Below are 26,984 nucleotides of genomic sequence, written 5' to 3' on the forward strand. Positions count from 1 at the left end.
TGCCGCGGGGAGGTGATGAAGGTCGCGCGCCGGGGTACACCCCAGCCGGCCGACCAGGGATCTGCAACGGGTGAAAGGACGGAGTCCCGAACCGTACGTCCGGCCGTAGGTCCGACCAAAGCACCAATCGGGAGGGCCTAGGCTGGGCGGCAGAGTGACCCACAACGCGGTGGGTCGAGGGGAGTGGCACCGATGGACCGGCGTCCGGCGATCAAACCGGGACCCGACCTCCGGCAGGACGACACCGGCCGGGACGACAGTTTCGATTCGGCAACCGACGGGGACGGCTTCGGCCGACTCGACACAGGCGTGACCGGGATGACCGGTGCGAGCATCGACACCCTCTACGACCTCGGGCTGCCCGCGGAGGCGCTGGCCGACGACGTCGAGGACGCCGAGCTCGACGAGCCGGTCCCGAACGCCGAACGCCTGGTCGCCCAGGCCGTCGCGCTGGCCGGGGACGACCACGACGCGGCGACACTGGTCGGCCGCTTCTGGCGGTTCGCCCCCGACGAGGAGCTGATCGGGTTCACCGCGGAGGAGATGCTCGACGCGGCCCGCGCCCACCGGGACCTCGCCCAACAGCGGGTGCCGGGCGAGCTGAAGCTGCGCATCCACGAGCCGGACGCCGACCAGCACCACACGGTGATCGAGATCGTCACCGACGACATGCCGTTCCTGGTCGACTCGGTGACCGCCCTGCTCAACGCCCACCACCTCGACGTGCACCTGCTGGTCCACCCGCTGGTGGTGGTGCGCCGCGAGCCGCTGGGCCGCCTCGTCGAGGTCGCCGCCGACGTGGAGCCCGACGACTCGATCGACGGGGACCTCGTCGAGAGCTGGATGCGGATCGAGATCGACCCGGTCCGCGACGCCGCCGAGCGGGAGAAGCTGCGCCGCGAGTTGCAGCGGGTGCTCACCGACGTGCGGGAGGCCGTGGAGGACTGGCCGAGGATGCGCCAGCGCGCCCTGGCCCTGGCCGACGAGCTGGCCACCGCGCGCACCTCGGACAGTCGGCCGCCGGTGCCGGAGAAGGACATCACGGACTCGGTGGAGCTGCTGCGCTGGCTCGCCCACGACCACTTCACCTTCCTCGGCTACCGGGAGTACCGGCTGGTCGACGCCCCCGGCGGCGAGGGGCCGGCGCTGGAGGCGGTGCTCGGCACGGGCCTGGGCATCCTGCGGTCGGACTCCCCGGAGGCGCGGGCGCTGTCGTCGATGACGCCCGAGGCGCACGAGAAGGTGCTGGAGAAGCGCCTGCTGATCATCACGAAGGCGAACTCGCGGGCCACCGTGCACCGGTCGGCGTACCTCGACTACATCGGCTTCAAGGTCTTCGACGACGCCGGTCAGGTGGTCGGCGAGCGGCGGTTCCTCGGCCTGTTCTCCACGGCGGCGTACCGCACGAGCGTGCGGGAGCTGCCGGTGGTGCGCCGGAAGGTGGCCGAGGTGCTGGACCGCTCCGGCCTGAGCCAGCGCAGCCACTCCGGCAAGGACCTGCTCCAGATCCTGGAGACGTACCCGCGCGACGAGCTGTTCCAGATCAAGACCGAGGACCTCTACCACGCGGTGATCGGCGTGCTGCGCATGGCGGGTCGCCGGCAGCTGCGGGTGTTCCTGCGCCGCGACGCGTACGGGCGGTTCATCTCCTGCCTGATCTACCTGCCCCGGGACCGGTTCACCACGCAGAACCGGCTGCGCATGCAGGACATCCTGCTGCGCGAGCTGAACGGCGTCGGGGTGGACTACACCACCCGGGTCACCGAGTCGATGCTGGCCCGGGTGCACTTCATCGTGCGGACGGACCCGACCCGCCCGCCGGGGGACATCGACGCGGACCTGCTGGCCGAGGAGCTGGCCGACGCGACCCGGCTGTGGGACGACGACTACCGCCTGGTGCTGGAGCGCAAGCTCGGCGACGAGCAGGCCAAGCACCTGTTCAGCCGGTACGCCGACGCGTTCCCGGAGGGCTACAAGGACGGGCACACGCCGTACGAGGCGATGAAGGACCTGGCGAAGCTGGAGCTGCTGGAGGAGCCCGGCCAGCTGGAGATGCACCTGTTCCGCAAGCAGCTCGCCCCGCGCGCGGGCGGCGGCCGGGACGCCGACGTCGACGAGACGATGGACGTGCGGTTCAAGGTCTACCGCTACGGCGAGCCGATGATGCTGTCGGCGGTGCTGCCGGTGCTGCACTCGCTCGGCGTGAAGGTGGTCGACGAGCACCCGTACGAGGTGGAGCGCGTCGACGGGCGGATCTGGCTGTACGACTTCGGGCTGCGGCTGCCCGAGGGGCACCAGGAGCTGGCCGAGGTGCGCCCGCACGTGGAGAACGCCTTCGCGGCGGCGTGGCGGGGCGAGGCCGAGGTGGACGGCTTCAACGAGCTGGTGCTGCGCGGCGGGCTCACCTGGCGGCAGGTGGTGGTGCTGCGGGCGTACGCGAAGTACCTGCGGCAGACCGGGACGGTCTTCTCGCAGGACTACATGGAGCAGACGTTCATCGCGTACCCGAGGATCGCCGCGCTGCTGGTGGAGCTGTTCGAGGTGCGGTTCGCCCCGGGCGAGGCGAGCGTCGAGCAGCGCCGCGAGCGCGGCGGCGAGCTGGTGGCGGCGGTCAAGGCGGCGCTGGACGACGTCGCCAGCCTCGACCAGGACCGCATCCTGCGCTCCTACCTCACGCTGATCCAGGCCACCCTGCGCACCAGCTTCTACGCGAAGCCGGTCGGCGGCCGGCCGAAGCCGTACGTGGCGTTCAAGCTGGACCCGCAGGCCATCCCGGACCTGCCGGCCCCGCGCCCGCGGTTCGAGATCTTCGTCTACTCGCCCCGGTTCGAGGGCGTGCACCTGCGCTACGGGCCGGTGGCCCGGGGCGGGCTGCGCTGGTCCGACCGGCGGGAGGACTTCCGCACGGAGGTGCTCGGCTTGGTCAAGGCGCAGATGGTGAAGAACGCCGTGATCGTGCCGGTGGGCGCGAAGGGCGGCTTCGTGCTCAAGCAGAAGCCGGGGGACCGGGACGAGGCGGTCGCCTGCTACCAGGAGTTCGTCGGCGCGATGCTGGACGTCACCGACAACATCGTCGCCGGTGAGATCGTGCCGCCCGAGGACGTGGTCCGGCACGACGCGGACGACCCGTACCTGGTGGTGGCGGCGGACAAGGGCACCGCCACGTTCTCCGACATCGCCAACGAGATCTCGGCGGGGCACCAGTTCTGGCTGGGCGACGCGTTCGCCTCGGGCGGCTCCGCCGGGTACGACCACAAGAAGATGGGCATCACCGCCCGGGGCGCCTGGGAGTCGGTGAAGCGGCACTTCCGGGAGCTGGGGCACGACACCCAGACCCAGGACTTCACGGTGGTCGGCGTCGGTGACATGTCCGGCGACGTGTTCGGCAACGGGATGCTGCTCAGCGAGCACATCCGGCTGGTGGCCGCGTTCGACCACCGGCACATCTTCCTCGACCCGGACCCGGACGCCGCCGCCTCGTACGCCGAGCGGAAGCGGCTGTTCGACCTGCCCCGGTCGTCGTGGGAGGACTACGACGAGAAGCTGATCTCCGCCGGTGGCGGGGTGTACCCGCGCGCCGCGAAGTCGGTGCCGGTGTCGCCGCAGGTCCGCGCCGTGCTCGGGCTGGACGACGACGTCACCCAGCTCTCGCCGCAGGAGCTGATGAAGGCCATCCTGACGGCACCGGTGGACCTGTTCTGGAACGGCGGCATCGGCACGTACGTCAAGGCGTCCTCGGAGACCAACGCGGAGGTGGGCGACAAGTCCAACGACGCGATCCGGGTCGACGGGCGGAGCCTGCGCTGCCGGGTGGTCGGCGAGGGCGGCAACCTGGGCTGCACCCAGCTCGGCCGGATCGAGTACGCCCTCGCGGGCGGGCGGATCTACACCGACTTCATCGACAACGCGGCCGGGGTGGACTGCTCCGACCACGAGGTGAACATCAAGATCCTGCTCAACACGGCGGTCGCCGACGGGGAACTGACCGTGCCGGAGCGCGACGAGCTGCTGGCCGGGATGACCGACGAGGTCGCCGAGCTGGTGCTGCGCGACAACTACGACCAGGCCCGCGCGATCAACAACTCGCAGGCGCAGGCCGCCTCGCTGCTCCCGGTGCACCGGCGGATGATCAACGAGCTGGAGCGCTCGGGCGCGCTGAACCGGGCGCTGGAGGCGCTGCCGCCGGACGAGGAGCTGGCGGCCCGCACCGAGACCGGGCTGACCGCGCCGGAGTTCGCGGTGCTGCTCGCGTACACGAAGATCGTGCTGGAGCGGGAGATCCTGGCCGAAGGGCTCGCGGACGAGGAGTGGACGACCGACGTCCTGGTCAACTACTTCCCGACGCCGATGCGCGAGCGGTTCGCCGACCGGATGGGCCAGCACCGGCTGCGCCGCGACATCGTCACCACCGTGCTCGTGAACGAGGCGATCAACCGGGGCGGCATCACGTTCGTCTTCCGGGTGGTCGAGGAGACGGCGGCGTCGGCGGCGGACGTGATCCGGGCGTACGTGGTGGTCCGCGAGGTGTTCGGGCTGCGCGAGCTGTGGGACGCGGTCGAGGCGCTGGACAACAAGGTCGACCCGGAGCTGCAGACCGCCGTCTACCTGGACACCCGGCGGCTGCTCGACCGGGCGGTGCGCTGGCTGGTGACCAACCGGCGTTCGCCGCTGGACGTGCCGGCGGAGATCGCCCGGCTGCGCGACGGGGTGGCCCGGCTGCTGCCCGGCCTGGAGAACCTCTTCTACGGCAGCGAGCGGGAGGGCATCGCCGCCCACATCGACGCGATGACCTCGCGGGGGCTGCCGCGCGGGCTGGCCGAGCAGGCGACCCGGCTGATGTACAGCTTCGGCCTGCTGGACGTGGTGGAGACGGCGGCGACCAGCGGCCGGGACGTCGGCGAGGTGGCCTCGGTCTACTTCGTGCTCTCCGACCGGTTCCGGGTCGACTCGCTGCTGTCGAAGATCTCCCTGCTGCCCCGGGCGGACCGCTGGCAGACCCTGGCCCGGATGGCGCTGCGCTACGACCTGTACGCCGCGCTGGCCGCGCTCACCGCGGAGGTGCTCGGCTCGACGCCGGACTCGCTGCCGCCGCTGGAGCGGGTGGAGCAGTGGGAGCAGTCCAACGCGACGTCGATCCACCGGGCCCGGCGGGCGATGGGGGAGTTCGACGACTCGCGGGCGGACCTCGCCGCGCTGTCGGTGCTGCTGCGCCAGATCCGCACGCTGGTGCGCACCTCGGCGGCCTGACCCGGGTCGCGGGTGCGGGGCGCGGCCGGTCGGATGCCGACCGGCCGCGCCCCGCACGGCCGAACCGTCCGGGTCAGCCGGTCATCGTGGCGAACACGATGACGTTGTCCACGTAGCTGCCCGCCGCCTGGTCGAACTGCCCGCCGCAGGTGACGACCCGCAGGCCGGCCCGGTCGTTGGGTCCGTAGACCAGCTCGGTGGGGAAGGCGGCCTTCGGGTACGCCCGCACCTCGTCGACCGTGAAGGTGACGCGGCTGCCGTCGTCCCGGGCCACCTCGATGGTGTCGCCCGGCTGGAGCGCGCCGAGGGAGTAGAACACGGCGGGGCCGCCGACCTTCGCCGAGTCGACGTGGCCCACGACGACGGCGTTGCCGATCTCGCCGGGGCTCGCGCCCGGGGAATACCAGCCGGCGCTCAACGCCTGCTCCAGCGGGGGAACCTGGACGGTGCCGTCCGGGTTGGTGCCCAGCGTCATGATCGGTGCGTCGACGCCGATGCGGGGGATCCTGATGGTGGTCGGGGTGGCCCGGGCCAGGCCGGCCGTCGGCTGCCCCCCGTCCGCCGCCTCCGTGTCGGCGTCGAGGGGCCCCTGACCGGCGACGTTCCCGCCGTCGTCCGTGACCCCACCGACGCGGTCGGGGCCGGCCTGGGTGACCGGCTGGGGCGGGCGGGGGGTGGGCGCGGCGCGCATGGACGCGCCGACCATCCCGGCGCCCACCATGGCGAGCAGGACGACGACGGCCGCGCCGGCGGCGCGCCACGGTGTCCCGTGGCGGCCGCCGGCCGGTGTCGCCGTCACGTCAGGCGAGGGACCCATTGGCCCGACGCCGCCGCATCAGCACGATGCCGCCGAGCGCCGCGGCGCCCATCATGCTCGCCCCGGTGGTGGCGAGCCCACGGTCGGTGCCGCCGGCCGCGCCGCCGTCACCGCCCTCGACGTGGCCGCGCGGGAGCACGACGAGTTCGCCCTCGCCGCAGGAGCCCTTCAGCTCGTAGCGGCCCGGGCGGGCGTCCTCGGCGACCTCCGCCTCGCCGTAGTAGACGAAGTCCTTCTTGTGCTCCCAGGACTTCTCCTCGCCGTACCCCTTGTCCTCGCCGTAGCTGGAGTCCTCGCCGTAGCCCTTGTCCTGGCCGTAGCTGGAGTCCTCGCCGTAGCTCTTCTCCTTGCCGTAGCCGGAGTCCTCGCTCGACCAGTCCTTCTCGGACTTCTTCTCGGACTTCTCGGACTTGTGCCCGTAGCCCTTCTCGGCCTCCTGGTCGTGCTCGTAGCCGCTCCACTCGCCGGACGAGTCGTCGGCGGCGCCGCCGCCCTTGCCGCCCTTGGCCTTCTCGTCCTCCTTGGCCTTGGACTTCTCGTCCTCCTTGGCCTTGTCGCCTTCCTTGGCCCCGCCGTGCTCCTCGCCGGCCTTCTCGTCTTCCTTGGCCTCGCCGTGCTCCTCGCCGGCCTTCTCCTCGGCCCAGGCGCCCTCTTCCTCGCCCCGGTAGCCGTGGTCCTCCTCCGCCGGGTGCAGCTTGACCTTGCCGGTCACCTCGGACCAGACGGCGGCGTGCTCCTGGGCCTCGGGGCAGATTTCCAGGATCTTGACCTTCTCGCCGGGCTTGACGACGTGCGGCTTGGCATAGACCTTGCCGTCGCGGGTCTCGCCGTCGTAGTGGCCGTCCGCGAACGCGATCCCCGGCGTGAACACCAGCAGGGACGCGCCGCCGAGCGCGGCACCCGCAACGACCTTCCCGAGCATCTTGTTTGCCATGACCTGCGTCACTCCATCCCTCTTCGTCCTGAGCCCGACGTCAGCCGAGCTACCCACGACGTTAGCCCTGTTCGCGAGCTATCAGGGGAAAGATTCGTGTTTTACAGTTTGCCTGAGCATGAGGGTGAAGGTCACTTAAGCGCGTTTGACGCCATGTGTCGGATGAATCGGGTCGGTCGACGGGGTTGCGACCGGCCGGGCGTTCCCGCACCCTTTCGAGGGGGGAGGGTCGCTCACGTGCGGCGTCCCGGTCGGTTCCTCCGGTGCTCCGACGCCCCTACCGGGCCGCTCGTCCCCGGTGGGTGGGGCCGCCCGGCATCGAACCATTGCCATGGAAGCGCTCCCATGCAAGAATTCCCTCACGCGGTACGGGGAGCCACACCGCGCAAGGCAGATGTCGAGGGCACCGGTTCCACCGGACGACGTCCGCCGCCCGACCGGCCGTTCCGCGCGCCGGTCGCGCACCACCACCACACTGCCCGTCCGGGTCGGGCACCCCCGAAATCCCCCGTGGCGCCGTCGATGTCTTTCGATGTCGCGCGCCGTTCCGCCGGGCCGCGAGTCCGGTCTCGCCCAAGGAGATCAGTGGCATGAGTATGAGGAAGAGACTGTCCGGCCGTCGCCGGGCGCTCGCACTGACCGGTGCGGGCGCGCTGGTCGCCGGCGGTCTGGTGACCATTCCGGTCACCGCGGCCCAGGCCGCGACCCAGTGCAGCGTCGACTACACCACCAACGACTGGGCCGGCGGCTTCACCGGCAGCGTCACCATCAAGAACATCGGCGACGCCGTCTCGTCCTGGAACCTCGGCTTCACCTTCCCGAACAGCAGCCAGAAGGTCGTGCAGGGCTGGTCGGCGAAGTGGAGCCAGAGCGGGCAGAACGTCACCGCCACGAACGAGTCCTACAACGGCTCGATCGCCAGCGGCGGCAGCGTGACCCTCGGCTTCAACGGCTCGTGGAGCGGCAGCAACCCGAAGCCCACCTCGTTCACCCTGAACGGCGTGGTCTGCAACGGCGGCACCACCAACCCCACCACGCCGCCGCCGACCACCACCCCGCCGACGACGCCCCCGCCGACGACCCCGCCGCCGACCACCCCGCCGCCGACGACCCCGCCGGGGCAGAAGGTGGACAACCCGTACCTGAACGCCAAGGGGTACGTGAACCCGGAGTGGAAGGCCAAGGCCGAGTCCGTCGCGGGCGGCAACCGGGTGTCCAACACCCCCACCGCCGTGTGGATCGACCGGATCGCCGCCATCAACGGCACCCCGGACAGCAGCTCCAACGGGGCCATGGGCGTGCGTGACCACCTGAACGCCGCGCTGGCCCAGGGTGCGAACTACATCCAGTTCGTCATCTACAACCTCCCCGGCCGCGACTGCTCCGCCCTCGCCTCCAACGGTGAGCTGAAGCCGGACGAGCTGCCCCGCTACAAGACCGAGTACATCGACCCGATCGCGGCGATCCAGGGCGACCCGAAGTACGCCAGCCTGCGGATCATCAACATCGTCGAGATCGACTCGCTGCCGAACCTGATCACCAACACCTCGGACAAGCCGGGCGGCACGGCGACGTGCGACACGATGAAGGCCAACGGCGGGTACGTCAACGGCGTGGGCTACGCCCTGGCGAAGCTGGGCGCGATCGGCAACGTCTACAACTACATCGACGCCGGCCACCACGGCTGGCTGGGCTGGGACAGCAACTTCAGCCCGAGCGCCGCGATCCTGCGTGAGGCCGCCGGCGCGTCCGGCAGCACCCCGGCCAACGTGCACGGCTTCATCGTGAACACCGCGAACTACTCGGCTCTCAAGGAGCCGTACTTCAAGGTCACCGACACGGTGAACGGCCAGACCGTCCGCCAGTCCAAGTGGGTCGACTGGAACTACTACGTCGACGAGCTCTCCTTCGCCCAGGCGTTCCGCAACGAGCTGGTCTCCAAGGGCTTCAGCAGCAACATCGGCATGCTGATCGACACCTCCCGCAACGGCTGGGGCGGCTCCGCCCGGCCCACCGGCCCGGGTGCGATGACCAGCGTGGACACCTACGTCAACGGCGGCCGGGTCGACCGGCGCTTCCACACCGGCAACTGGTGCAACCAGGCCGGCGCGGGCCTCGGCGAGCGTCCGAAGGCCGCTCCGGAGCCGGGCATCGACGCCTACGTCTGGGTGAAGCCCCCGGGTGAGTCGGACGGTTCCAGCACCGAGATCCCGAACAACGAGGGCAAGGGCTTCGACCGGATGTGCGACCCGACCTACACCGGTAACGCCCGTAACGGCAACAGCATGAGCGGCGCGCTGTCGGGTGCCCCGATCTCGGGCGCCTGGTTCCCGGCGCAGTTCGCCCAGCTGATGCAGAACGCCTACCCGCCGCTCTCCTGACCAGGCGGAAGGCCTACCGGCCGCCGCGGGAGTGAGGCACCGCGCCGGCAGGTTCCCCCGGCCCCTGGTCCGACCGTCCACCGGTCGGGCCAGGGGCCCCCGCCTGTTCCGGGCCGGCGAGTTCCGGGCCAGAGCAGGCCCGGGCCGGCCTGTTCCGGGCCCTCAGGCCCGAGCCGGTGAGGTGCGGGCCGGTCAGGGCACCGTCCGCTCCACCGCCGCCCGGCCCTGCTCGGCCAGGTCCCGGCGGGCCCGCTCGATGTTCTCCGGGGTCGGGTCCTGGCCCCGCGCCAGCACCAGGTCCTCCGGGTCCCACGGCTGCTCCGCGCCGGTGCGGATGTTGTCCCCGCCGGCACCCGTGCCCCCGCCGTACGGGTCGCCGAGCAGGTCCTCGGTCGAACCGACCCCCTCCACGGCTTCCCCCGGCCCGGCGAAGGACGGGTTGTCCCGGTCGGCCCCGCCGCCGGTACGCAGCTGCGGCACCGTGCTCTCGTCGTCCACCGCCGCCGCCACCTCGGGGCTCTCCTCCAGCGGTCGCCCCGCGTTCGGTTCGCGCTCCGTCATCCTGCTGCCCTCCTGTGCGCCAGGTGCTGCCTGATCCCCCTCGCGTACCCCGCAGGGCCGAGGGCATGCCGACGACGCCGGGCCCCGGTCGGCCCCGCTCCTTGCCCGGTCAACCCCGCTCGTCGCCCCGGGCCGGCCCGGGCGGCGCGGCCGGGCTGAGCCACTGCCAGAGCAGGAACAGCAGGCCGCCGCCGTCGCGTCACCCCTCGTGCGGCCGTAATGCGCGCGCCACCACCCCGACGCGACCCCCCCCGCCCTTCGACGCGTGGTCCGGCGAATCTTGGACAGGTGCTGTTCGCCGGGCGAACGGTAACTGTCCAAGAATCAGAGGGCGGACGCCGACGCGCCCCGGCCGTGGTCGGCCGGGGCGCGCGCAGCGGGGACGGTCAGCGGCCGAGCACCCGGTCCAGGAAGTCGCGGTACCCGCGTACCGCGATCCGGAGCTGCTCGGTGTCGTCGCCGGTCTGCTGCCAGTCGCCCAGCTTGTTCTTCTGCTCCGCGAGCGCGGCGGCCAGCGCTTCGATCGCCTCCCCGACCAGCGACTCGGCCTGGCCGGCGGCGGCCCGGGGATCGTCGACGAAGCGGAGCTGGACGTCGCGCCAGCGGTCCCTGAAGCCCTGGGCGGTGCCGGGCTCGAAGAGCGTGGCGGCGTCCTCGGGCACCGCGCCCGTGGTGGGCCGGGCCGCCGCCGTGACCGCAGCGACGCCGTCCCGCGTGTGCGCGCCGACGCCGGGAGCGGACGGGGCGTCGTCCCGTGCGTCCGGGTCGATCATGCCGGGCTCGGGTCGGCCGTACCCGGCCGCGCCGGCGACCACCGCGTCGGTCTGGTCGCGGTCCGCGCCGGCCCGCCCGTCGACCGCGTGGCGGGCCCCGGTGCGCCCGTCTCCCGGCTCGTCGGTCGTCCACCGGGACCGGTCGTGCAGTCGGTCGGCGGCGGTCGGGTCGGCCCGCTCGTCGTCGAACGCGTCCGTCCTGCCCGGCGCGCCGTCGCCCGGCCGGGCGGTGTCCTCGCCGCGCGGGTCCCGCTCGTCCTCGGGGCGGCCGCTGGCCATCGCCGAGGCCGCGACCGCGCCGCCGACCGTGGTCGCCCCGAACGCGGTCGGCAGCGGGGCCGGCTCGTGGAACTCGGGCGCGCTGTCGCCGCGCTCGTCGGCCACGGCCGGGTCGTCGAAGGTACCCCGGTCGTCCAGCACGTCCTCGGGCACCTCGGCGCGGCCCTCGACGTCCCGGCCCCGGCGGGCCGCCGCGTCGCCGGTCGCCCCGCCCGGGGGCGGCACCGGCACCGGCGCGGACCTGACGGCCTCGGGGTGGTCGCTGCTCACCTGCTGCTCCTGGCGCATCTGGCTCTCCTCAACGGCTCGTGACGTCGTGCGGACGGTCGACCGGCGTCTGCTCCGCCTCCCGGGCCGCGCTGTCCGGCTGGCGCTGCTCCGGGTGGTGCTGCTCGGGCCGGCGGGGCTCCGGGTGCTGCTGGTCCAGGTGCTGCTGGTCCGGGTCGCGCTGCTCGGGGACGCGGGCGGCCACCGGGTCCGCGCCGAGCAGGTCGGCGAAGAGCGCCCGGTAGTGGACGACTGCCTGGCGCAGCTCCTCGGTGCCGGCCTCGCCGCGCTCGTTGCGCAGCCGGATCTCGTGGGCGTCCCGGTAGTGGGAGAGCGTCCGGGCGTGTTCGACGGAGAGGTGGGCGATCTGGTCGGAGAAGTCCCCGGTCGGGTACCCGCGCTCGGCGACGAGCCGGCCGACCAACTCGTCCGCGTCGCTGACCGTCTCGGCGGGGGAGTCGACGAAGCGGACCTGGAGCTCCTCCCACGCCGCCGCGTACCGGGCCCGGGACTCGGGGGTGAGCGGGGTGAGCGTCAGCTCCGCGTGCCGGCGTTCCCGGTCCCGCAGCTCCCGCTCGGCGTCGGCGCGGCTGTCCCGCTCGGCGACCACCCGGTCGTACTCGGGCCCGAACCGGGACCGCAGCGCGCGGCGGCGGGCGACCTGCCGGCCGACGACGGCCAGGGCCGCGACCACCACGAGTACGACGAGAACTATGACGATTACCTGCGTGGGCGACATGGCTCCTCCTTCGTCCCTCCGGTATTCCCTCCGGTCGCTGATCGCCAATCCCGATCCGGGCGACTTTCCTGGGCGATCGGCGGATGCCGGGTGACGGATGGGGGGTTCCCGCCCTGATGGGTCCGGACTCCGATACAGCAGAGCGTGCCGGGGCGAGCGCACCGGGCGAGAGGCCGGTACCGCATCCGCCGACGATTACGTATCCTGCCCAAGGCGCCCGTGCCGGTGCCCCGGTGCCGTGGCGGCGAAGCCTGGCCGGTGCCGGTGCCACCCGCTGCCACACGTTCCGGGCGAGGTCTGATGAACACCCGCGACTGGCCGATCCGCTCGAAGCTGACGGCCCTGGTCGTAGCGCCGGTCAGCGCGCTGCTGGCCCTGTGGATCTTCGCAACCACGCTCGCCTTCGGCCCCGCGCTGGACCTGCTCTCCGCGGGCACCCTCCTCTACGACTTCGGCCGGCCCGGGGAGACCGTCGTCGCCGAGCTGCAACGCGAGCGCCGGCTGACCGTGGTGCAGCTCGCCGGCACCGCCGAGCTGCCGGAGCTGACCGAGCAGCGGCGACGCACCGACGTCGCGGTCGCCGAACTGCGCCGCCGGGTCAACGGCGAGCGACTGCGCGACGCCGCCGGCGACCTGCTCGACGCCCGGCTCGACCGGCTGCTCGGCGCGCTGGACGCGCTGCCCGCCGGCCGGGGGTTCATCGACCGCCGTCAGGTGGACCGGACGGGCGCGATCGGCCTCTACAGCGGCATGGTGGGCGCGGCCTTCCAGGCGTTCACCGCGCTGGCGGCCCTGCCCGACAACGAGCTCAACCGGCAGGCGCTGGCGCTGACCGCGCTCGGCCGGTCCCGGGAGCTGCTCGGGCAGGCCGACGCGCTGCTCGCCGGGGTGCTCGTCACCGGGCGCTACGCCACGGGCGAGCACACCCAGCTCGTCCAGATCATCGGCAACCAGCGGTTCCTGACCGAGACGGCGGTGGCCGACCTGCCGGCGGACGACCGGGCGGCCTACCAGCGGCTGGCCGAGAGCGAGGCGTTCGTCCGGTTGCGCGTCCTCCAGGACGAGCTGGTGCGGGCCGATCCCGGCCGGGCACCGCGGCTGGACGCCCGCGCCTGGGAGACCAGCCAGGAGGCGGTCCAGCGTGGACTGCGCGACTTCGAGCTCACCCAGGCCGACGCGATCGCCGACCGGACGGTGCCGGTGGCGGTCGGCATCCTGGCCCGGCTCGGCGTGGCCGGCGTGCTCGGGCTCGCCGCGATCGTGGCGTCGGTGCTGTTCTCGCTGCGGGTCGGCCGGTCGCTGGCGCGGCGGCTCACCGCCGTGCGCGACGCCGCCCTGGAGATGGCCGAGCGCCGGTTGCCGGACGTGGTGACCCGGCTGCGTCGCGGCGAGGACGTCGACGTGGCCAGGGAAGCCCCGCCGCTGCAGTACGGCGAGGACGAGATCGGCCAGGTGGGGCGCGCGTTCACCGAGGTGGGCCGGACGGCCGTCCGTTCCGCCGTGGACGAGGTGACCCTGCGGCGCGGGCTCAACGAGGTCTTCCTCAACATCGCCCGGCGCAGCCAGGGGCTGGTGCACCGGCAGCTCGCCCTGCTGGACCGGATGGAGCGCCGCGTCGAGGACCCGGACGAGCTGGCCGAACTGTTCCGGGTGGACCACCTGGCCACCCGGTTGCGCCGGCACGCCGAGGACCTGGTGATCCTCGCCGGGGCCGCGCCGGGCCGGGGCTGGCGCAATCCGGTCGCGATGGTCGACCTGGTGCGGGGCGCGATCTCCGAGGTGGAGTCGTACGACCGGGTCGACATCGCCGACGTGCAGCCCGCAGCCACCGTCGGCCGGGCCGTCGGCGACGTCATCCACCTGCTGGCCGAGCTGATCGAGAACGCCACCGCGTTCTCCCCGCCCGGCACCCGCGTCGTCGTGCGGGGGCAGAGCCTGCCCAACGGGTACGCCGTGGAGATCATCGACCAGGGTCTGGGCATGGCCGCCCCGGCGCTGGAGGAGGCCAACCGCAGGCTGGCGACGCCGCCGGAGTTCGACCCGGCCGACAGCGCCCGGCTCGGGCTGTTCGTGGTCGCCCGGCTCGCCGCCCGGCACGGCGTCCGGGTGCAGCTGCGGCCGGCCGCCCAGGGCGGGGTCACCGCCGTGGTGCTGATCCCGCACGACCTGGTGACCAGCGAGCCGCCGCCCGGCCCGCCCCGCAGGCGGGAGGCGCAGGGCGCGGGCGACGACCGGCGGATGGCCAAGGTGACCCGGCTCAACACGCTGCCCCGGCCCCGGTCCGCCCGGATCACCCGGGAACGCGGCGACTCGTCGACCGCCGTGGTGCCGCTGGTGCCCAGCCGCTCCGTGCCGGCCGACCCGGGCGGAGACGGCGACGGCCTGCCCCGGCGGGTGCGCCGGCGTGGCCCCACCACCCGCCCCCGGCCGACGGCCCAGGACGCCCCGGCCCCGCGCGCCCCGGAGGAGGCCCGCCGGCTGATGTCCGCGCTCCAGGCCGGCACGGCCCGGGGCCGCCGGGACGGCGCGGCCGGCACCACCGCCGCCGACCTGCCCGCGGTCGGCGACGGCACCGCCCCGACCACCGCCGCCCCGATCTCACCCGCCGCACCCACCCCGACCACCGCCGCCGACGCGACACCGGAACCGGACGCCCCGGCGGCGCCCCCGCAACAACCCACGACCGCAACTGAGAGGGACGCCTAGTGGTGCACACGACGAAGCCGAACGTCGATCTCGACTGGTTGCTCGATGAGCTGGTGGAGCGGCTACCAGCCGCCCGTGAGGCGGTGGTGCTCTCGGCGGACGGGCTGCTGCTCGGCGCCTCCGCCGAGCTCGACCGGACGGCCGCCGAGCACCTCTGCGCCCTGGCCTCCGGCTTCTCCAGCCTGGCCAAGGGCGCCAGCCGGCACCTTGCCGCCGGCGGGGTGCGGCAGACGGTGGTGGAGATGGAGTCGGCGTACCTCTTCGTCACCGCCGCCGGCCAGGGCGCGTGCCTCGCGGTCGTCGCCGAGGCCGACGCGGACATCGGCCTGGTGGCGTACGAGATGGCGATGCTGGTGATCCGGGTGGGCGAGAACCTGGCGGCGCCGGTCCGGGCCTCCTCGGGTGGGGCCGATGCGGGCTGAGTCCCCGGGGCCCCAGCACGAGTGGCTGGACGGCGACGCGGGCCCGGTCGTCCGGCCGTACACGCTGACCGGCGGGCGGGTCCGGCCGCCGGTCGGCCTCGACCTGGTGGCGTTCGTGCTCGCCGGCCGGGGCGCGGACCCGGCGGCCCACCCGCGGCTGCACCCGGAGCACCGCCGCCTGGTGGAGCTCGCCCGGCGGCCGGTCCCGGTCGCCGAGCTGGCCGCCGAGCTGGACCTCGCGGTGGGTGTGGTCCGGGTGCTCGTCGGCGACCTGCTCGCCCGTGGCCTGGTCTCGGTGCACGAGCCGGCCGGCACCGCGTTCCTACCCGACGACAACATCCTCAAGGCGGTGGTCAATGGACTCCGTGCGCTATGACCGGAACGGGTCCGGGGTGCGGATCCCGCTGGCCCTGAAGATCCTCATCGCGGGCGGCTTCGGTGCCGGCAAGACGACGCTGGTGAGCGCGCTGAGCGAGGTCCGGCCGTTGCAGACCGAGGAGGTCCTCACCGGCGCCGGGATCGGCGTGGACGACCTTTCGGGCGTGGAGGGCAAGTCCACCACCACGGTGGCGATGGACTTCGGCCGGATCACCATCAACGAGGATCTCCAGGTCTATCTGTTCGGCACCCCGGGACAGGACCGGTTCTGGTTCCTCTGGGACGAGCTGGCCTTCGGGGCGCTCGGGGCGGTGGTGCTCGCCGACACCCGCCGGCTGGCCGACTGCTTCCCGTCGATCGACTACTTCGAGCAGCGGAACATCCCGTTCGTGGTCGGGGTGAACTGCTTCGACGACGGCCGCCGGTTCAGCCTGGACGCCGTACGCCACGCCCTGGACCTCGACCCGGGCGTGCCGCTGGTGTTCTGCGACGCCCGGGACCGGCAGTCCGGCAAGCTGGTGCTGATCTCCCTGGTCGAGCACGTCGCCCGGCAGCGCGGCGAGCCGGTTCCGGCCTGACCCGGCCGCGCGGGCGAGGACCCGGACCGACGTGGGTAGGGATCCGGACCGACGCGGGTAAGGACCCGGGGTGACGGGCACGGACGGCGGGCCGGGACGGCCGGCGACGGACAACAGCGGAAGGCGGACCGGATGACCGGGCAGCAGACGATCGTCCACCTTGGGTGCTACACGGCGGCCAGCGGCGGGCGGGGCGAGGGGATCGTCGCCGCCCGGCGCGACCCCGTGACGGGCGCGCTGACCCCGCTCGGCACCGCCGCGGCGACCCCGTCGCCGTCCTTCCTCACCCGGCATCCCACCCTGCCGGTGCTCTACGCCGCCAACGAGCTGCCCGAGGGGGAGGTCAGCGCGTTCCGGGTCGGCCCGGACGGCGACCTGACCCCGCTCGGCTCGCGCGGCACCGGCGGCGCCGAGCCCTGCCACCTGGCGGTCACCTCCGACGGCGGGCACCTCGTGGCGGCCAACTACGGCGGCGGAAGCCTGGCGGTGTTCCCGCTCGACCCGACGGGCGCGCCGGGCGAACGCAGCGACCTGGCGGTCCACGCCGGGCACGGGCCCGACCCGCAGCGGCAGGAGAAGGCGCACTGCCACATGGTCTCCCCGGCGCCGGACGGCGGGCCGCTGCTCGCCGTCGACCTGGGGACCGACTCGGTCTACCGGTACGACCTCGACGCGGCCTCCGGGCGGCTGGTGCCCCGGGCGCCCCGGGTGCACGCCGCGCCCGGCTCCGGCCCCCGCCACCTGGCCCGGCACCCCGACGGCCGGCGCTGCTGGCTGGTCGGCGAGCTGGACGCCACGGTCACCGCGTACGAGCTGACCGCCGACGGGGCGCTGCACCAGCGGGGCCGGGTGGACGCCAGCACCCGCGCCGGGCACGTCCAGCCTTCCGAGATCGCCGTCGGCGTGGACGGGCGCTTCCTCTACGTCGGCAACCGGGGCGTCGGCACGGTGTCGGTCTTCGCCCTCGCCGGAGAGCTGCCCGAGCCGGTGGCGGAGGTGGAGACCGGCGGGGAGTGGCCCCGGCACTTCGCGCTGACCGGCCAGCACCTGTACGTCGCCGACGAGCGCGCCGACATGGTCCGGGTGTTCCGGGTGGACGCCGCGACGGGGGTCCCGACGCCGGTCGGGGAGCCCGTGGCGCTGCCCAGCCCGACCTGCGTCCTGCCGTGACCCCCGGCTCCGGGCGGTTCCGGCCCTGATCAGGGGCGTGTCGGCGACCTCGGGGCACCGGGTCGTCACTCAGCGTAGGAAAAGTGATGACATCTGTCTCTCCTGAGTAACTTTCGTCCGAACGGACGTGGCAGTACCAGCAGCGGGTCCGCAAGATGGTCACCGTGTCAGGCCGCCATCGCATGCAGTCAGGTATCCGCGGAGCAGGCGCAGTCGCGTCGGCGACGGCGCTCGTCGTCGTCATCGCGGGTGCCTGGTTCGGCTACCGGGAGCTGGTCCAGCCCGCCTGTTCGGGGCAGGTCCAGCTGGCGGTGGCGGCGGCCCCCGAGCTGGCCCCGGCCGTGCAGGCCGCCGCGGCCCAGTGGATGGCCGACGGGGCGGCGGTCGGCGGCACCTGCATCGCCGTGAACGTCTCCGAGTCCGAGCCGGTGGACGTCGCCGCCGCGGTGGCCGGCAAGCACGGGGTGCAGCTGGCCGGCGTCGGCCAGGCCAGTGGCACGGCGGTCACCCCGGACGTCTGGGTGCCGGACTCCTCGACCTGGCTGCTGCGGCTGAAGAACGCCGGGGCCACCGCGTTCGCCCCGGGCAACGGCGCGTCCATCGCCCGCAGCCCGGTGGTGGTGGCGGTGCCCGAGCCGGTCGCCGAGACCCGGTTCGGCTGGCCGGAGAAGAAGCTGACCTGGACCGACCTGCTGCGCCAGGTGAGCAGCAGCAAGCCGATCCGCGCCGGGATCGTCGAGCCGACCCAGGACGCGGCCGGACTGTCGGGGTTGCTGTCGCTGACCGCCGCCGCGAGCGGGGCGGGCGGCGACGCGCAGCAGGCCACCACGGGGGCCTTGCGGGCGCTGGCCACCGGCCGTTCCGCGCTGCGCGAGGACCTGCTGGCCCGGTTCCCGCGTTCCTCCGACCCGACGGCGATCGCCTCCGGCCTCGGCGCCGCCGCGCTGTCGGAGGAGGACGTGATGGCGTACAACGAGCGGAAGCCGCCGATCCCGCTGGCGGCGCTCTACCTGGAGCCGTCGCCGATGCCGCTGGACTACCCGTACGCAGTGCTGCCGGGCATCGAGCCGGCGAAGCAGGCCGCCGCGAAGGTGCTGTTCGAGGTGCTCACCACGCCGGGCTTCCGCAACCGGCTGGCGGAGCGGTCGCTGCGCGCGCCGGACGGCAACTGGGGCGACGGCTTCAAGGCCCCGCAGGGCGCGCCGAGCCCGGCTGGTGGGGCGGCGACCGCGCCGGCGCCGGGTGGCAACGGCGCGGGGGGCCTGGACCCCGTCGCGATAGAGCGCGCCGTCTCCAGCTGGTCCATCGCCACCCAGTCCGGGCGCATGCTCTGCGTCATCGACGTCTCCGGGTCGATGAAGCAGCCGGTGCCCAGCGCCAACAACGCCACCCGGGAGCAGGTGACGGTCGCGGCGGCCAGCCGGGGCCTGAACCTCTTCGACGACTCCTGGTCGATCGGGCTGTGGACCTTCTCCACCGAGCTGGTCGGCAGCCTCGACTACCGGGAACTGGTGCCGATCAACCCGCTGTCCAGCAACCGCAGCCGACTGGAGCAGGGGCTGGCCACGATCCGGCCCTCCAGCGGCGACACCGGCCTGTACGACACGATGCTGGCCGCCTACAAGGCGGTGCAGGAGGACTGGGAGCCGGGGCGGGTCAACTCGATCGTGCTGTTCACCGACGGCAAGAACGAGGACGCCAACGGCATCTCCCAGCAGAAGCTGCTCGCCGAGCTGAAGCGGATCGCCGACCCGGACCGGCCGGTGCAGGTCGTGATCATCGGCATCGGCAACGACGTCAGCAAGTCCGAGCTGGAGTCGATCACCAAGGTCACCGGCGGCGGCAACTTCGTCACCGAGGATCCGACCAAGATCGGTGACATCTTCCTCAAGGCGATCGCGCTCCGCCCGAACGCGCCTCGCTGACCGTGCACCATACTGAGTCCCGAATCAGCGACGGTGGCTTGCCGCGCGGGAAACCGTTGCGCCAAGCCGCCTGCCGCACCGGTCCGCCAGCAAACTGACGGCAATACGTCCGAAGTAGTTGGTGGCCATAGTTGTTAAGAGAAGATGTCGAGGTGCTCCGGCGCCGTCGGTCCCGTTGGGGAGACCGAGCAACGACCGGGGCCTTTCTCAGCAGAGTGGGGAGGGCCGGTGACGTCGGCGACGCTGTTGACCGCCACCAGGACGCCGCCGCGGCCTGGGGCTGACCGGGGCGGGCCCGTGGCCCGCGTCGACGAGCGGGCGTACGTTCGCATGCTGGTGGTGCTGGACACCGCCGTCCTGGCGGTCGCGGTGCTGATCGGCTACGTCGCCCGATTCGGCGACGAGGAGCCGGTGGGCTCGAAGATCCCGTACGTCGTGGTGGCCCCCGTGCTGCTGCTCACGTGGCTGCTCTCGCTCAAGGTCCTGCGCTGCTACGACGACCGGGTGCTGGGCTACGGCGCCGACGAGTACCGGCGGGTCGGCAGCGCCAGCCTGCGCCTCGCGGGCGGCACCGCCATCGCCGGCTACATCGCCGACGTCGGCGTCTCCCGGGGCTTCCTGGCCATCTCGTTCGCCGTCGGCATGCTGGGCCTGGAAGTGGCCCGGTTCGCCGCCCGCAAGCGGCTGCACCGGGCCCGGTCCCGGGGGCGCGGCTGGTCCCGCAAGGTCCTGGTGGTCGGCGACACCGCGCACGTGCTGGAGCTGGTCCACCAGCTGCGCCGCGAGCCGTACGCCGGCTACCACGTGGTGGGGGCCTGCATCCCGGACGCGCTGCTCGCGCCGGTACCGCAGCGGCTCGGCGACGTGCCGGTCGTCGGCTCGTTCCGGGGCATCCCCGAGGCGGCCACCGCGATCGGCGCGGACACCGTGGCCGTCACCGCCTCCGGCGAGCTGACCGCGACCCGGCTGCGGCGGCTCGGCTGGCAGCTGGAGGGCACCGGCGTCGACCTGGTCGTCGCGCCCGCGCTCACCGACGTGGCCGGCCCCCGCATCCACACCCGGCCGGTCGCCGGCCTGCCCCTGATCCACGTGGAGGCCCCCGAGTTCCGGGGGGCCCGCAAGCTGGTCAAGGGCTTCGTCGACCGGTCCGCCGCCGCCGTGGCGCTGGCCCTGCTGCTGCCGCTGCTGGCCGTGATCGCCCTGGCGATCAAGCTCGACAACCGGGGGCCGGTGCTGTTCCGGCAGATCCGGGTCGGCCAGGGCGGCCGCGAGTTCGGGGTGTTCAAGTTCCGCACGATGGTGGTCAACGCCGACGCCCTGCTCGCCGAGCTGACCACCCGCAACGAGACCGACGGCCTCATGTTCAAGATGCGCGACGACCCCCGGGTGACCCGGGTCGGCCGGGTGCTGCGCAAGTGGTCGCTCGACGAGCTGCCCCAGCTCGCCAACGTGCTGCTCGGGCAGATGAGCCTGGTCGGCCCGCGCCCGCCGCTGCCCTCCGAGGTGGCCCGCTACGACGGCGACGTGGCCCGGCGGCTGCTGGTCAAGCCCGGGATGACCGGCCTCTGGCAGGTCAGCGGCCGGTCCGACCTGAGCTGGGAGGACGGCATCCGGCTCGACCTCTACTACGTGGAGAACTGGTCGCTCGCCGCCGACCTGACCATCCTCTGGAAGACCTTCGGCGCGGTCGTGCGCAGCCGGGGCGCGTACTGACCGGTGGGTGTCCCGGGCCGGCGTCGCGCCGACCCGGACACCGGGCCGGTCAGGGCTGCGGGCCCGTCCAGTCGAGGCAGACCACCACCGCGTCGTCGACCAGGTCACCGGCGACGAACGCCCGCAGGTCGCCGATCAGCGACCGCACCGCGTCCAGCGGCTCCATCGGGCCGGTCCGGCGCAGGAACCGGTCCAGCGCGGTCTCGCCGTACCGGACGTTCTGCCCGGTCGCCTCGACCACGCCGTCGCTGAGCACGAAGAGCCGGTCGCCGCGGCGCAGCGTGAACTGCTGCTCCCGGTAGTCGGTGCCGTCGAACATGCCGAGCGGGAACTGCGCCTCCAGCGGCTGCTCCACGACCTCCCCGCCGCGCAGCAGCACCAGCCGGGGCGAGCCCGCGTCGACCACCGTCATCACGCCGCCGGCCAGGTCCAGCTCCAGCAGCAGCGCCGAGACGTGCTGCTCGCCCCGGTGCAGCGCGTACACGGCCTGGTCGGCGAGGGCGGCCTGGTCGGCCAGGCCCAGCCCCGCCCGGCGGGCGTTGCGCAGGGCGTGCGTGGCCAGGGCGGTCAGCACGGAGGCCTGCACCCCCTCGCCCATCCCGTTGATCGTCGACAGCCACAGCCGGTGCCCGTCGTCGGACCAGTCGAAGCTGTCGCCCCGCACCGCGTACGCCGGTTCGAGCTGGCCGGCGAGGCTGAAGGACGGGCGGATCCGGCTGCGCCCGGGCAGCAGCTCCCACTGCATCTCGGCGGCGAGGGTGAGCCGGCGGCTGCGGCGGGCGGCCCGGTAGACGTCCGTGCCCTCGTTCACGGCGACCAGCTCGTGGCCCAGCGCGGTGGCCACCCCGAGCAGCTCGCCCACGGCGGCCGGATCGCCGGGCACCGGCGACACCCGGAGCACCCCCCGCCGGTCGCCGCGCATGCTGACCGGGAGGTAACCGGTCCGCTCGGTGACGATCGGCTCCTGGTGGTCGAAGCAGCGCCAGGCGGGGTGCCCCGGGCCCTCGATCGGTTCACCCTCGGTGAGCGGCAGCAGTGCCGAGAGGCGGTAGTCGACCTGGAAGAGTTCGACCTCCGTGATCCCGTACGACCGCAGGAGTTCCCCGGCGAGCCGGTCGACCAGCAGGTCGGCGGGCGCCTCGGTCAGGGTACGACGGGCCCGGTCTTCCGCACCGCTCATCGTCACTCCTCTGTTCGGAGGGGCCGGCGACCAGGGACGCCGGGTAGTCTCTTGCCCAACATGACCGAAGAACACGGTCCGCACGGACCAGAAGCGAGTATGGCCGCCGCCCTCGACGCGGCGGCCGGCACCCTGCTCACGGTCTTCGAGGCGGCGCGCGAGCGCACCACCAGCCGGCTCTCCGGGGCGCAACTGCGCGCCGTCATGGTGGTCGAGCAGCACGACGGGATCAACCTGCGTCGGCTGGCCACGCTGCTCGACATGCTGCTCTCCTCGGCCAGCCGGCTCTGCGACCGGCTCGTGGCGGCGGGCATGCTGGAGCGCGAGCCGGGCCGGTCCGACCGGCGGGAGATCTCCCTGCACCTCACCCAGGAGGCCGAGAAGCTCCTCGCCGAGCTGCGGGCCGACCGCCGGCAGCGGCTGGCGGCGATCCTGTCCGGGATGACCCCCGAGGGGCGGCAGGCCCTGCTCGGCGGGCTCCAGGAGTTCGACGAGGTCGCCCGGCTGCGGCACCCGCCGGAGCCGCCGACGGCGGAGTTAGCCGCCGAGGCCCGGCCGGACGAGTGGGCTCCGCCGCCCGGACAGGGCTGGCCGGCGGGGGAACACCCGGCCGGGTGGGCGACCGGGGGCGTGCCGCGCGGCCGACCGGCGACGGACTCGGCCCCGGGCGGCTGGCCCGGCGACGGCACCGCGGGCGGCGGCTGGTCGGCCGGCGACCCGCAGGTGGCCCGCACCGCCTGACCCCGCACCGCCTGACGGCAGCCCGGCGCGGCGTGCCTCTCGCGGCACGGCAGGTGTTGGGAGGGGCCCTTCCTATACAGAAGGCGTTAACAGGGGGCCCTTCCTTGCGCCGCCGCCCGCAGGTGCTCGCACGCGCGGGGGTGGTCGGCCAGGACGGTGCCGCAGGCCGCCAGCACGGCGTCCAGCAGCGGCTCGCGGCCCGCGCCCCGAGCCGCCAGCACGCCGGCCTGCCACGTCGTGTGGTCGAGCAGGAGCTGCGGATCGCCGACCCGGATCGCGGCGGCGAGCGCGTCCACGAGGTGCCCGACGGCGGCGGCGAACTGGTCGGCCTCCGCCTCGGGCGGGGCCACCGCGCGCAGGGCGAACTGCACGACGTCGCGCCGCCGGCGCAGCACCGCGGCGTACTCGTCGCCGCCCGCCGCGGGCGGCGGGCCGGTGTGCCCGGCGAAGAGGTCCGTCTCCAGCAGCCGGGCCGCGTCGCGGGCGGACGCGCCCCACGCCGCCGCCCCCACGGCGGCGGCCCACCGGCCGTCGGGGCCGAACCCCGGGCCGCCGGCGACCACCGGGACCCCGGCCGAGCGGCACGCCTCGATCGTGCGCCCGGCCCGGACCAACCGGCTCGGCTGCACGCAGCTCAGCAGCACCGCGTCCGGCCCGGTCTGGTGCAGGTAGGAGACCAGGTGGCGGGCGGGGACGCTGGCGCCGAGGAAGGTCACCCGCCAGCCCGCGGCGCGGACCACCTCGGCGACGATGCGGGCGGCCAGCGCGTGCCACTCGCCCTCGACGCAGGCCAGCACCACGTGGCCGCGCGCCGGCCGGCCGGTGGTCCGCGCGCCCACGGCGGCGACGACCAGCTCGCTGACGTGCGTGGCGGCGTGCTCCTGGGCGACGCTCCACCGCCCGGCCGACCAGCGCAGGCCGATCTCCCGCTGCGCCACGGCCACCACGTCCACCAGGACGTCCGCGACGCTGGCCCCGGCGTCGAGCAGGTCGAGGGCGAGTTCGACGGCCGCCGGGTGGTCGGCGGCGTCCAGGCAGGCGAGGTACGCCTCGACCGCCGCCGCCCCCGGCCCGGCGGCGACGGGAGACGCGGTCGTCACCGGCCGCCCGCCCGCACGGCGAGCATCGCGATGTCGTCGTGGGCCTGCCCGTCGAGCCACTCGTCGACGAGCTGGAGCACCCGGTCGACCAGGGCGGCGGGCGGCAGCCCCGCCCCCGACGCGACCGCCCGGCGCAGCCGCTCGTCGCCGAACATGTCGACCTCGCCCGCGCCGCCCCGGGCCTCGGTCACCCCGTCGGTGTAGGCGAGTAGCACCTCGCCGGGGGCGAGGCCGACCTCCGTCTCGGCGAACCGGGGGGCGGCGAGCGCCCCGATCGGCATGCCACCGACCCGGACCTGCTCGACGGCGCCGTCGGCCCGGACGACCAGCGGCGACGGGTGGCCGCCGCCCGCGACGCGGACCAGCAGACCCCCGTCGGACCGGGGCGTGAGGGTGCCGAGTAGGACGGTGGTGAACTGGTTGCGCCGGGCGGCGTCCGGCGCGTCGAACAGGGCCCGGTTGAGCAGCCGCATCAGCTCCAGCGGGCGCTGCTCGACCAGGCGCAGCGTCTGGAGGGACTGGCGGACGCGACCGGTGAGCACGGCCGCCCCGACGCCCTTGCCGCAGACGTCGCCGAGGGCGAACAGCGCGCCGTCGGCGGTGGGGAAGACCTCGTAGAAGTCCCCGCCGATGCGCAGGCTGTCACCGGCCGCCCGGTAGCCGCCGGCGAGGGTGACGCCGCCGATCGTGGGCAGCTCGGGCGGCAGGAGGCTGTGCTGCAGCACCCGCGCCAGGTGGGCCTGCTCGCCGTAGAGCTCGGCGGTGGCCAGGGCGGCACCGGCCCGCGCCGCGAACTCCCGGGCCAGCTCGATCTCCCGGGCGTCGAAGCCGGGTCGCCCGGCCCGCCGGATGAGCACCAGCGCCCCGGCGGCGCCGGCCGCGCCGAGCATCGGGCTGACGAGGACGGTGCCGGGCCGCCCGAAGCCCGCCGGCAGCACGGCACCGAGGTCGGCCAGCTCGGCGTCGAGCCAGGGGCTCGGCTCGGCGTGGTCACCGGCGAGCGCCTCGGCGAGGCCGGGCACCGCCAGGGGCAGGCCCGCCGGCGTGACCCCGGCCGTCGGGCCCCGGTCGCCCTCGGCGTACCGGAGCCAGTGCGGGGCGTCCTCGGCCGGGGGTGGCGGGCGGTGCACGACCAGCGCCGCGTCGGCCAAATACGGCACCGGGAGGGTGGCCGCGGCCCGCAGGGTCTGCTCGCGGTGCAGGGAGAGCCCGAGCCGGCTGCCGGCCTGGGCCAGGAACGTGGTGCGCGACCGCTCGGCCAGCAGGGCGTCGGTGCGGGCGCGCTCCTCGGTGACGTCGCGCACGTACCAGGCGAACCGGCCGCCCCGCAGCGCGCGGCGGACGCCGTGCAACCGCCGGCCGTGGTGCTCGGCGTCGAACGTGTCCGCGCCGGCCGCCGCCGCCCCGGCCAGCGCGGGCACCGCGCACCCGGCCAGCTCGCCGCCCGGCGCGAGCTCCGGCAGCAGCTCGCCCGCCATCGCGTTGAGCAGGGTGACCACGCCGGCGTGGTCGGTGGTGACGACCGCCTCGGCGAGCCCGTCCAGCAGCTCCCGGGCCAGGCCGGTGTCGGCCGGCAGCGGGGGCTCGGCGGTGCGTCGGTGCGTCGGGCGGGACGCCTGCCCGCCGCCGCTGACCGGCCCGGCGAGACCGCCCCGTCGGATGGTCGTCACGGCCGGGCGCCGGTCGGAGGCGCTGTGTGCATGCTGGTCGTGCGCTCCTCCGCTGCCGAGAACTTGCCTTCGGGCAAGGGTACCGAGGGGCTCCGACGGTCGCCCATCGAGCGGAAGGGGAGGTCAGCCCTGTCGGGTCAGCCAGCCGACCGGTTCGGCGACGATCCGGCGGACGACCGAGCCGGCCGCGCCGACGACGGCGGCCTCGGGGCCGAGCGTCGACGGGCGTACGGTGACCGGCGCCCAGCCGGCGGTGAGCACCCGCCGGGACACCTCGGCCAGCACCGCCGGCCGCAGCCAGGGGGTGAGGAGCGCGTAGCCGCCCCCGAGGACCACGGTGTCCAGGTCCAGCAGGTTCACCACGCCCGCCACCGCGACCCCGAGGGCCTGCCCCGCCTCGGCCAGCGCCGCCAGGGCGGCGGGATGGCCGGCGGCGGCGAGGTCGGCCAGCCGCGCGGCGGCGGTGTCCGCCGGCAGGTCCGCCCGGTCCAGCCCGGCGGCGGCGAGCACGGCCTCCTGGCCCGCGTACTGCTCCAGGCAGCCCCGGCCGCCGCAGCGGCAGGGCCGCCCCTGCGGCTGGACGGGGATGTGACCGATCTCGCCGCTCCACCCGCGTACCCCCCGGAACAGCGCGCCGTCGAGGACGATCCCGGCACCGATGCCCACCTCGCCGGAGACGTGCAGGAAGCTCGCCGGCCCGGTCGGGTCGGCGTGCAGCTCGCCCACGGCGGCCAGGTTGGCCTCGTTGTCGACGACCAGCGGCGGGACCCCGGGCACCGGACCGGCCAGCGGCGGGTGGTCGGCCAGCAGCTCGGGCACGGCCACGTCCCGCCAGCCGAGGTTCGGGGCGAGCCGGACCAGCCCGGCGTCGCCGACCAGGCCGGGCACGGCGAGGGCCACCCCGGCCAGGGTGAGACCCTGCCCCTCGGCGTCGGCCCGCGCCTCGGCGGCCAGCGTGACGAGCCGGGCGAGGGCGTCGGCGGGGGAGACCGGGCGCAGGTCGGCCCGGCGCACCGTGTGGTGCCGGACCTCGCCGGCCAGGTCGACCACGCAGGCGGCCAGGTAGTCGACGTTGATCTCCAGCCCGAGGCCGGCCGGGCCGGACCCGGCCAGCACCAGCCCGCGCGCCGGCCGGCCGGCCCCGGCGCGCGGCGCGGGCTCCGACTCGGCGACCAGCCGGCCGGCGATGAGGTCGTCGACGACGGCCGAGACGGTGGCCCGGGTGAGGCCGGTCGAGGCGGCCACGTCGGCCCGCGACGGTGGGCGGGGCGCGGCGGCGATCCGGCCGAGCACCACGGCGAGGTTCAGCTCGCGCAGGCTGCCCTGGCGGACCGCCCCGGGGACAGGGGCGGGGCGGGTCACCCCTTGACAGTGCCACATGCCCGCCAAATAATTCAACCACT

The 26,984-nt window shown here is 74.4% G+C and carries 19 protein-coding genes; 10 read left to right on the plus strand and 9 right to left on the minus strand.

Annotation, left to right across the window (positions count from 1 at the left end; all coding sequences use genetic code 11):
- Positions 1–192 precede the first annotated feature (192 nt).
- Positions 193–5,247 (plus strand): NAD-glutamate dehydrogenase, encoded by a 5,055-nt coding sequence (locus TK50_RS20815; RefSeq protein WP_043966113.1) that lies wholly within the window; start codon positions 193–195, stop codon positions 5,245–5,247.
- 73 nt (positions 5,248–5,320) lie between these two features.
- Here TK50_RS20815 and TK50_RS20820 read toward each other — a convergent pair whose 3' ends face one another.
- Together TK50_RS20820 and TK50_RS20825 are read right to left on the minus strand one after the other, a co-directional pair.
- Complete coding sequence (locus TK50_RS20820) at positions 5,321–6,046, minus strand: class F sortase (protein ID WP_043966115.1); 726 nt, start codon at positions 6,044–6,046, stop codon at positions 5,321–5,323.
- Position 6,047: 1 nt separating this feature from the next.
- On the minus strand, positions 6,048–6,998 hold the full coding sequence (locus tag TK50_RS20825) for a hypothetical protein (protein ID WP_043966610.1): 951 nt from the start codon (positions 6,996–6,998) through the stop codon (positions 6,048–6,050).
- A gap of 590 nt (positions 6,999–7,588) precedes the next feature.
- Between TK50_RS20825 and TK50_RS20830 the strand changes: the two genes are divergently transcribed.
- Entirely contained in the window at positions 7,589–9,379 is a 1,791-nt protein-coding gene (locus TK50_RS20830; RefSeq protein ID WP_043966117.1) for a glycoside hydrolase family 6 protein, read from the plus strand.
- A 192-nt stretch (positions 9,380–9,571) separates the two neighbouring features.
- Here the strand turns inward: TK50_RS20830 and TK50_RS20835 are convergent, their stop codons facing one another.
- The 3 genes from TK50_RS20835 to TK50_RS20845 form a co-directional block, all read right to left on the minus strand.
- Positions 9,572–9,940 (minus strand): hypothetical protein, encoded by a 369-nt coding sequence (locus TK50_RS20835; RefSeq protein WP_043966119.1) that lies wholly within the window; start codon positions 9,938–9,940, stop codon positions 9,572–9,574.
- Positions 9,941–10,326: 386 nt separating this feature from the next.
- Positions 10,327–11,280, minus strand: a complete 954-nt coding sequence (locus TK50_RS20840; RefSeq protein WP_043966121.1) for a hypothetical protein — start codon at positions 11,278–11,280, stop codon at positions 10,327–10,329.
- 10 nt (positions 11,281–11,290) lie between these two features.
- Positions 11,291–11,998 (minus strand): hypothetical protein, encoded by a 708-nt coding sequence (locus tag TK50_RS20845; RefSeq protein ID WP_241774061.1) that lies wholly within the window; start codon positions 11,996–11,998, stop codon positions 11,291–11,293.
- A gap of 300 nt (positions 11,999–12,298) precedes the next feature.
- Between TK50_RS20845 and TK50_RS20850 the strand changes: the two genes are divergently transcribed.
- The 7 genes from TK50_RS20850 (at position 12,299) to TK50_RS20880 (ending at position 20,890) form a co-directional block, all read left to right on the plus strand.
- A complete protein-coding gene (locus tag TK50_RS20850) occupies positions 12,299–14,704 on the plus strand; it encodes a sensor histidine kinase (protein ID WP_043966123.1) in 2,406 nt (801 codons plus the stop codon).
- Positions 14,704–15,126, plus strand: a complete 423-nt coding sequence (locus tag TK50_RS20855; protein WP_043966125.1) for a roadblock/LC7 domain-containing protein — start codon at positions 14,704–14,706, stop codon at positions 15,124–15,126. The genes TK50_RS20850 and TK50_RS20855 overlap by 1 nt, the downstream gene beginning before the upstream one ends.
- Positions 15,116–15,502 (plus strand): DUF742 domain-containing protein, encoded by a 387-nt coding sequence (locus TK50_RS20860; protein ID WP_043966612.1) that lies wholly within the window; start codon positions 15,116–15,118, stop codon positions 15,500–15,502. The genes TK50_RS20855 and TK50_RS20860 overlap by 11 nt, the downstream gene beginning before the upstream one ends.
- Positions 15,483–16,082, plus strand: coding sequence for a GTP-binding protein (locus tag TK50_RS20865; protein WP_043966126.1), 600 nt, complete (start codon positions 15,483–15,485; stop codon positions 16,080–16,082). Before TK50_RS20860 ends, TK50_RS20865 begins: the two co-directional genes overlap by 20 nt.
- Positions 16,083–16,214: 132 nt before the next feature.
- Positions 16,215–17,252 (plus strand): lactonase family protein, encoded by a 1,038-nt coding sequence (locus tag TK50_RS20870; RefSeq protein ID WP_043966129.1) that lies wholly within the window; start codon positions 16,215–16,217, stop codon positions 17,250–17,252.
- Between the two features lie 182 nt (positions 17,253–17,434).
- Positions 17,435–19,177 (plus strand): substrate-binding domain-containing protein, encoded by a 1,743-nt coding sequence (locus TK50_RS20875; RefSeq protein ID WP_043966131.1) that lies wholly within the window; start codon positions 17,435–17,437, stop codon positions 19,175–19,177.
- 228 nt (positions 19,178–19,405) lie between these two features.
- Positions 19,406–20,890 (plus strand): sugar transferase, encoded by a 1,485-nt coding sequence (locus TK50_RS20880; protein ID WP_043966133.1) that lies wholly within the window; start codon positions 19,406–19,408, stop codon positions 20,888–20,890.
- A gap of 49 nt (positions 20,891–20,939) precedes the next feature.
- On the opposite strand, the gene TK50_RS20885 is transcribed toward TK50_RS20880, so the two are convergent.
- Entirely contained in the window at positions 20,940–22,070 is a 1,131-nt protein-coding gene (locus tag TK50_RS20885; RefSeq protein ID WP_043966135.1) for a PP2C family protein-serine/threonine phosphatase, read from the minus strand.
- A 99-nt stretch (positions 22,071–22,169) separates the two neighbouring features.
- Between TK50_RS20885 and TK50_RS20890 the strand changes: the two genes are divergently transcribed.
- Complete coding sequence (locus tag TK50_RS20890) at positions 22,170–22,811, plus strand: MarR family winged helix-turn-helix transcriptional regulator (protein ID WP_144420341.1); 642 nt, start codon at positions 22,170–22,172, stop codon at positions 22,809–22,811.
- A gap of 86 nt (positions 22,812–22,897) precedes the next feature.
- Here the strand turns inward: TK50_RS20890 and TK50_RS20895 are convergent, their stop codons facing one another.
- The 3 genes from TK50_RS20895 to TK50_RS20905 form a co-directional block, all read right to left on the minus strand.
- Entirely contained in the window at positions 22,898–23,911 is a 1,014-nt protein-coding gene (locus TK50_RS20895; protein WP_043966136.1) for a cobalamin B12-binding domain-containing protein, read from the minus strand.
- Entirely contained in the window at positions 23,908–25,581 is a 1,674-nt protein-coding gene (locus TK50_RS20900) for a PP2C family protein-serine/threonine phosphatase (protein WP_199486106.1), read from the minus strand. The genes TK50_RS20895 and TK50_RS20900 overlap by 4 nt, the downstream gene beginning before the upstream one ends.
- 123 nt (positions 25,582–25,704) lie before the next feature.
- A complete protein-coding gene (locus TK50_RS20905) occupies positions 25,705–26,961 on the minus strand; it encodes an ROK family transcriptional regulator (protein WP_199486107.1) in 1,257 nt (418 codons plus the stop codon).
- Between the last annotated feature and the right edge of the window lie 23 nt (positions 26,962–26,984).

It is taken from the genome of Micromonospora haikouensis (genome assembly GCF_000876225.1).
GTDB classification, from domain to species: Bacteria; Actinomycetota; Actinomycetes; order Mycobacteriales; family Micromonosporaceae; genus Micromonospora; species Micromonospora haikouensis.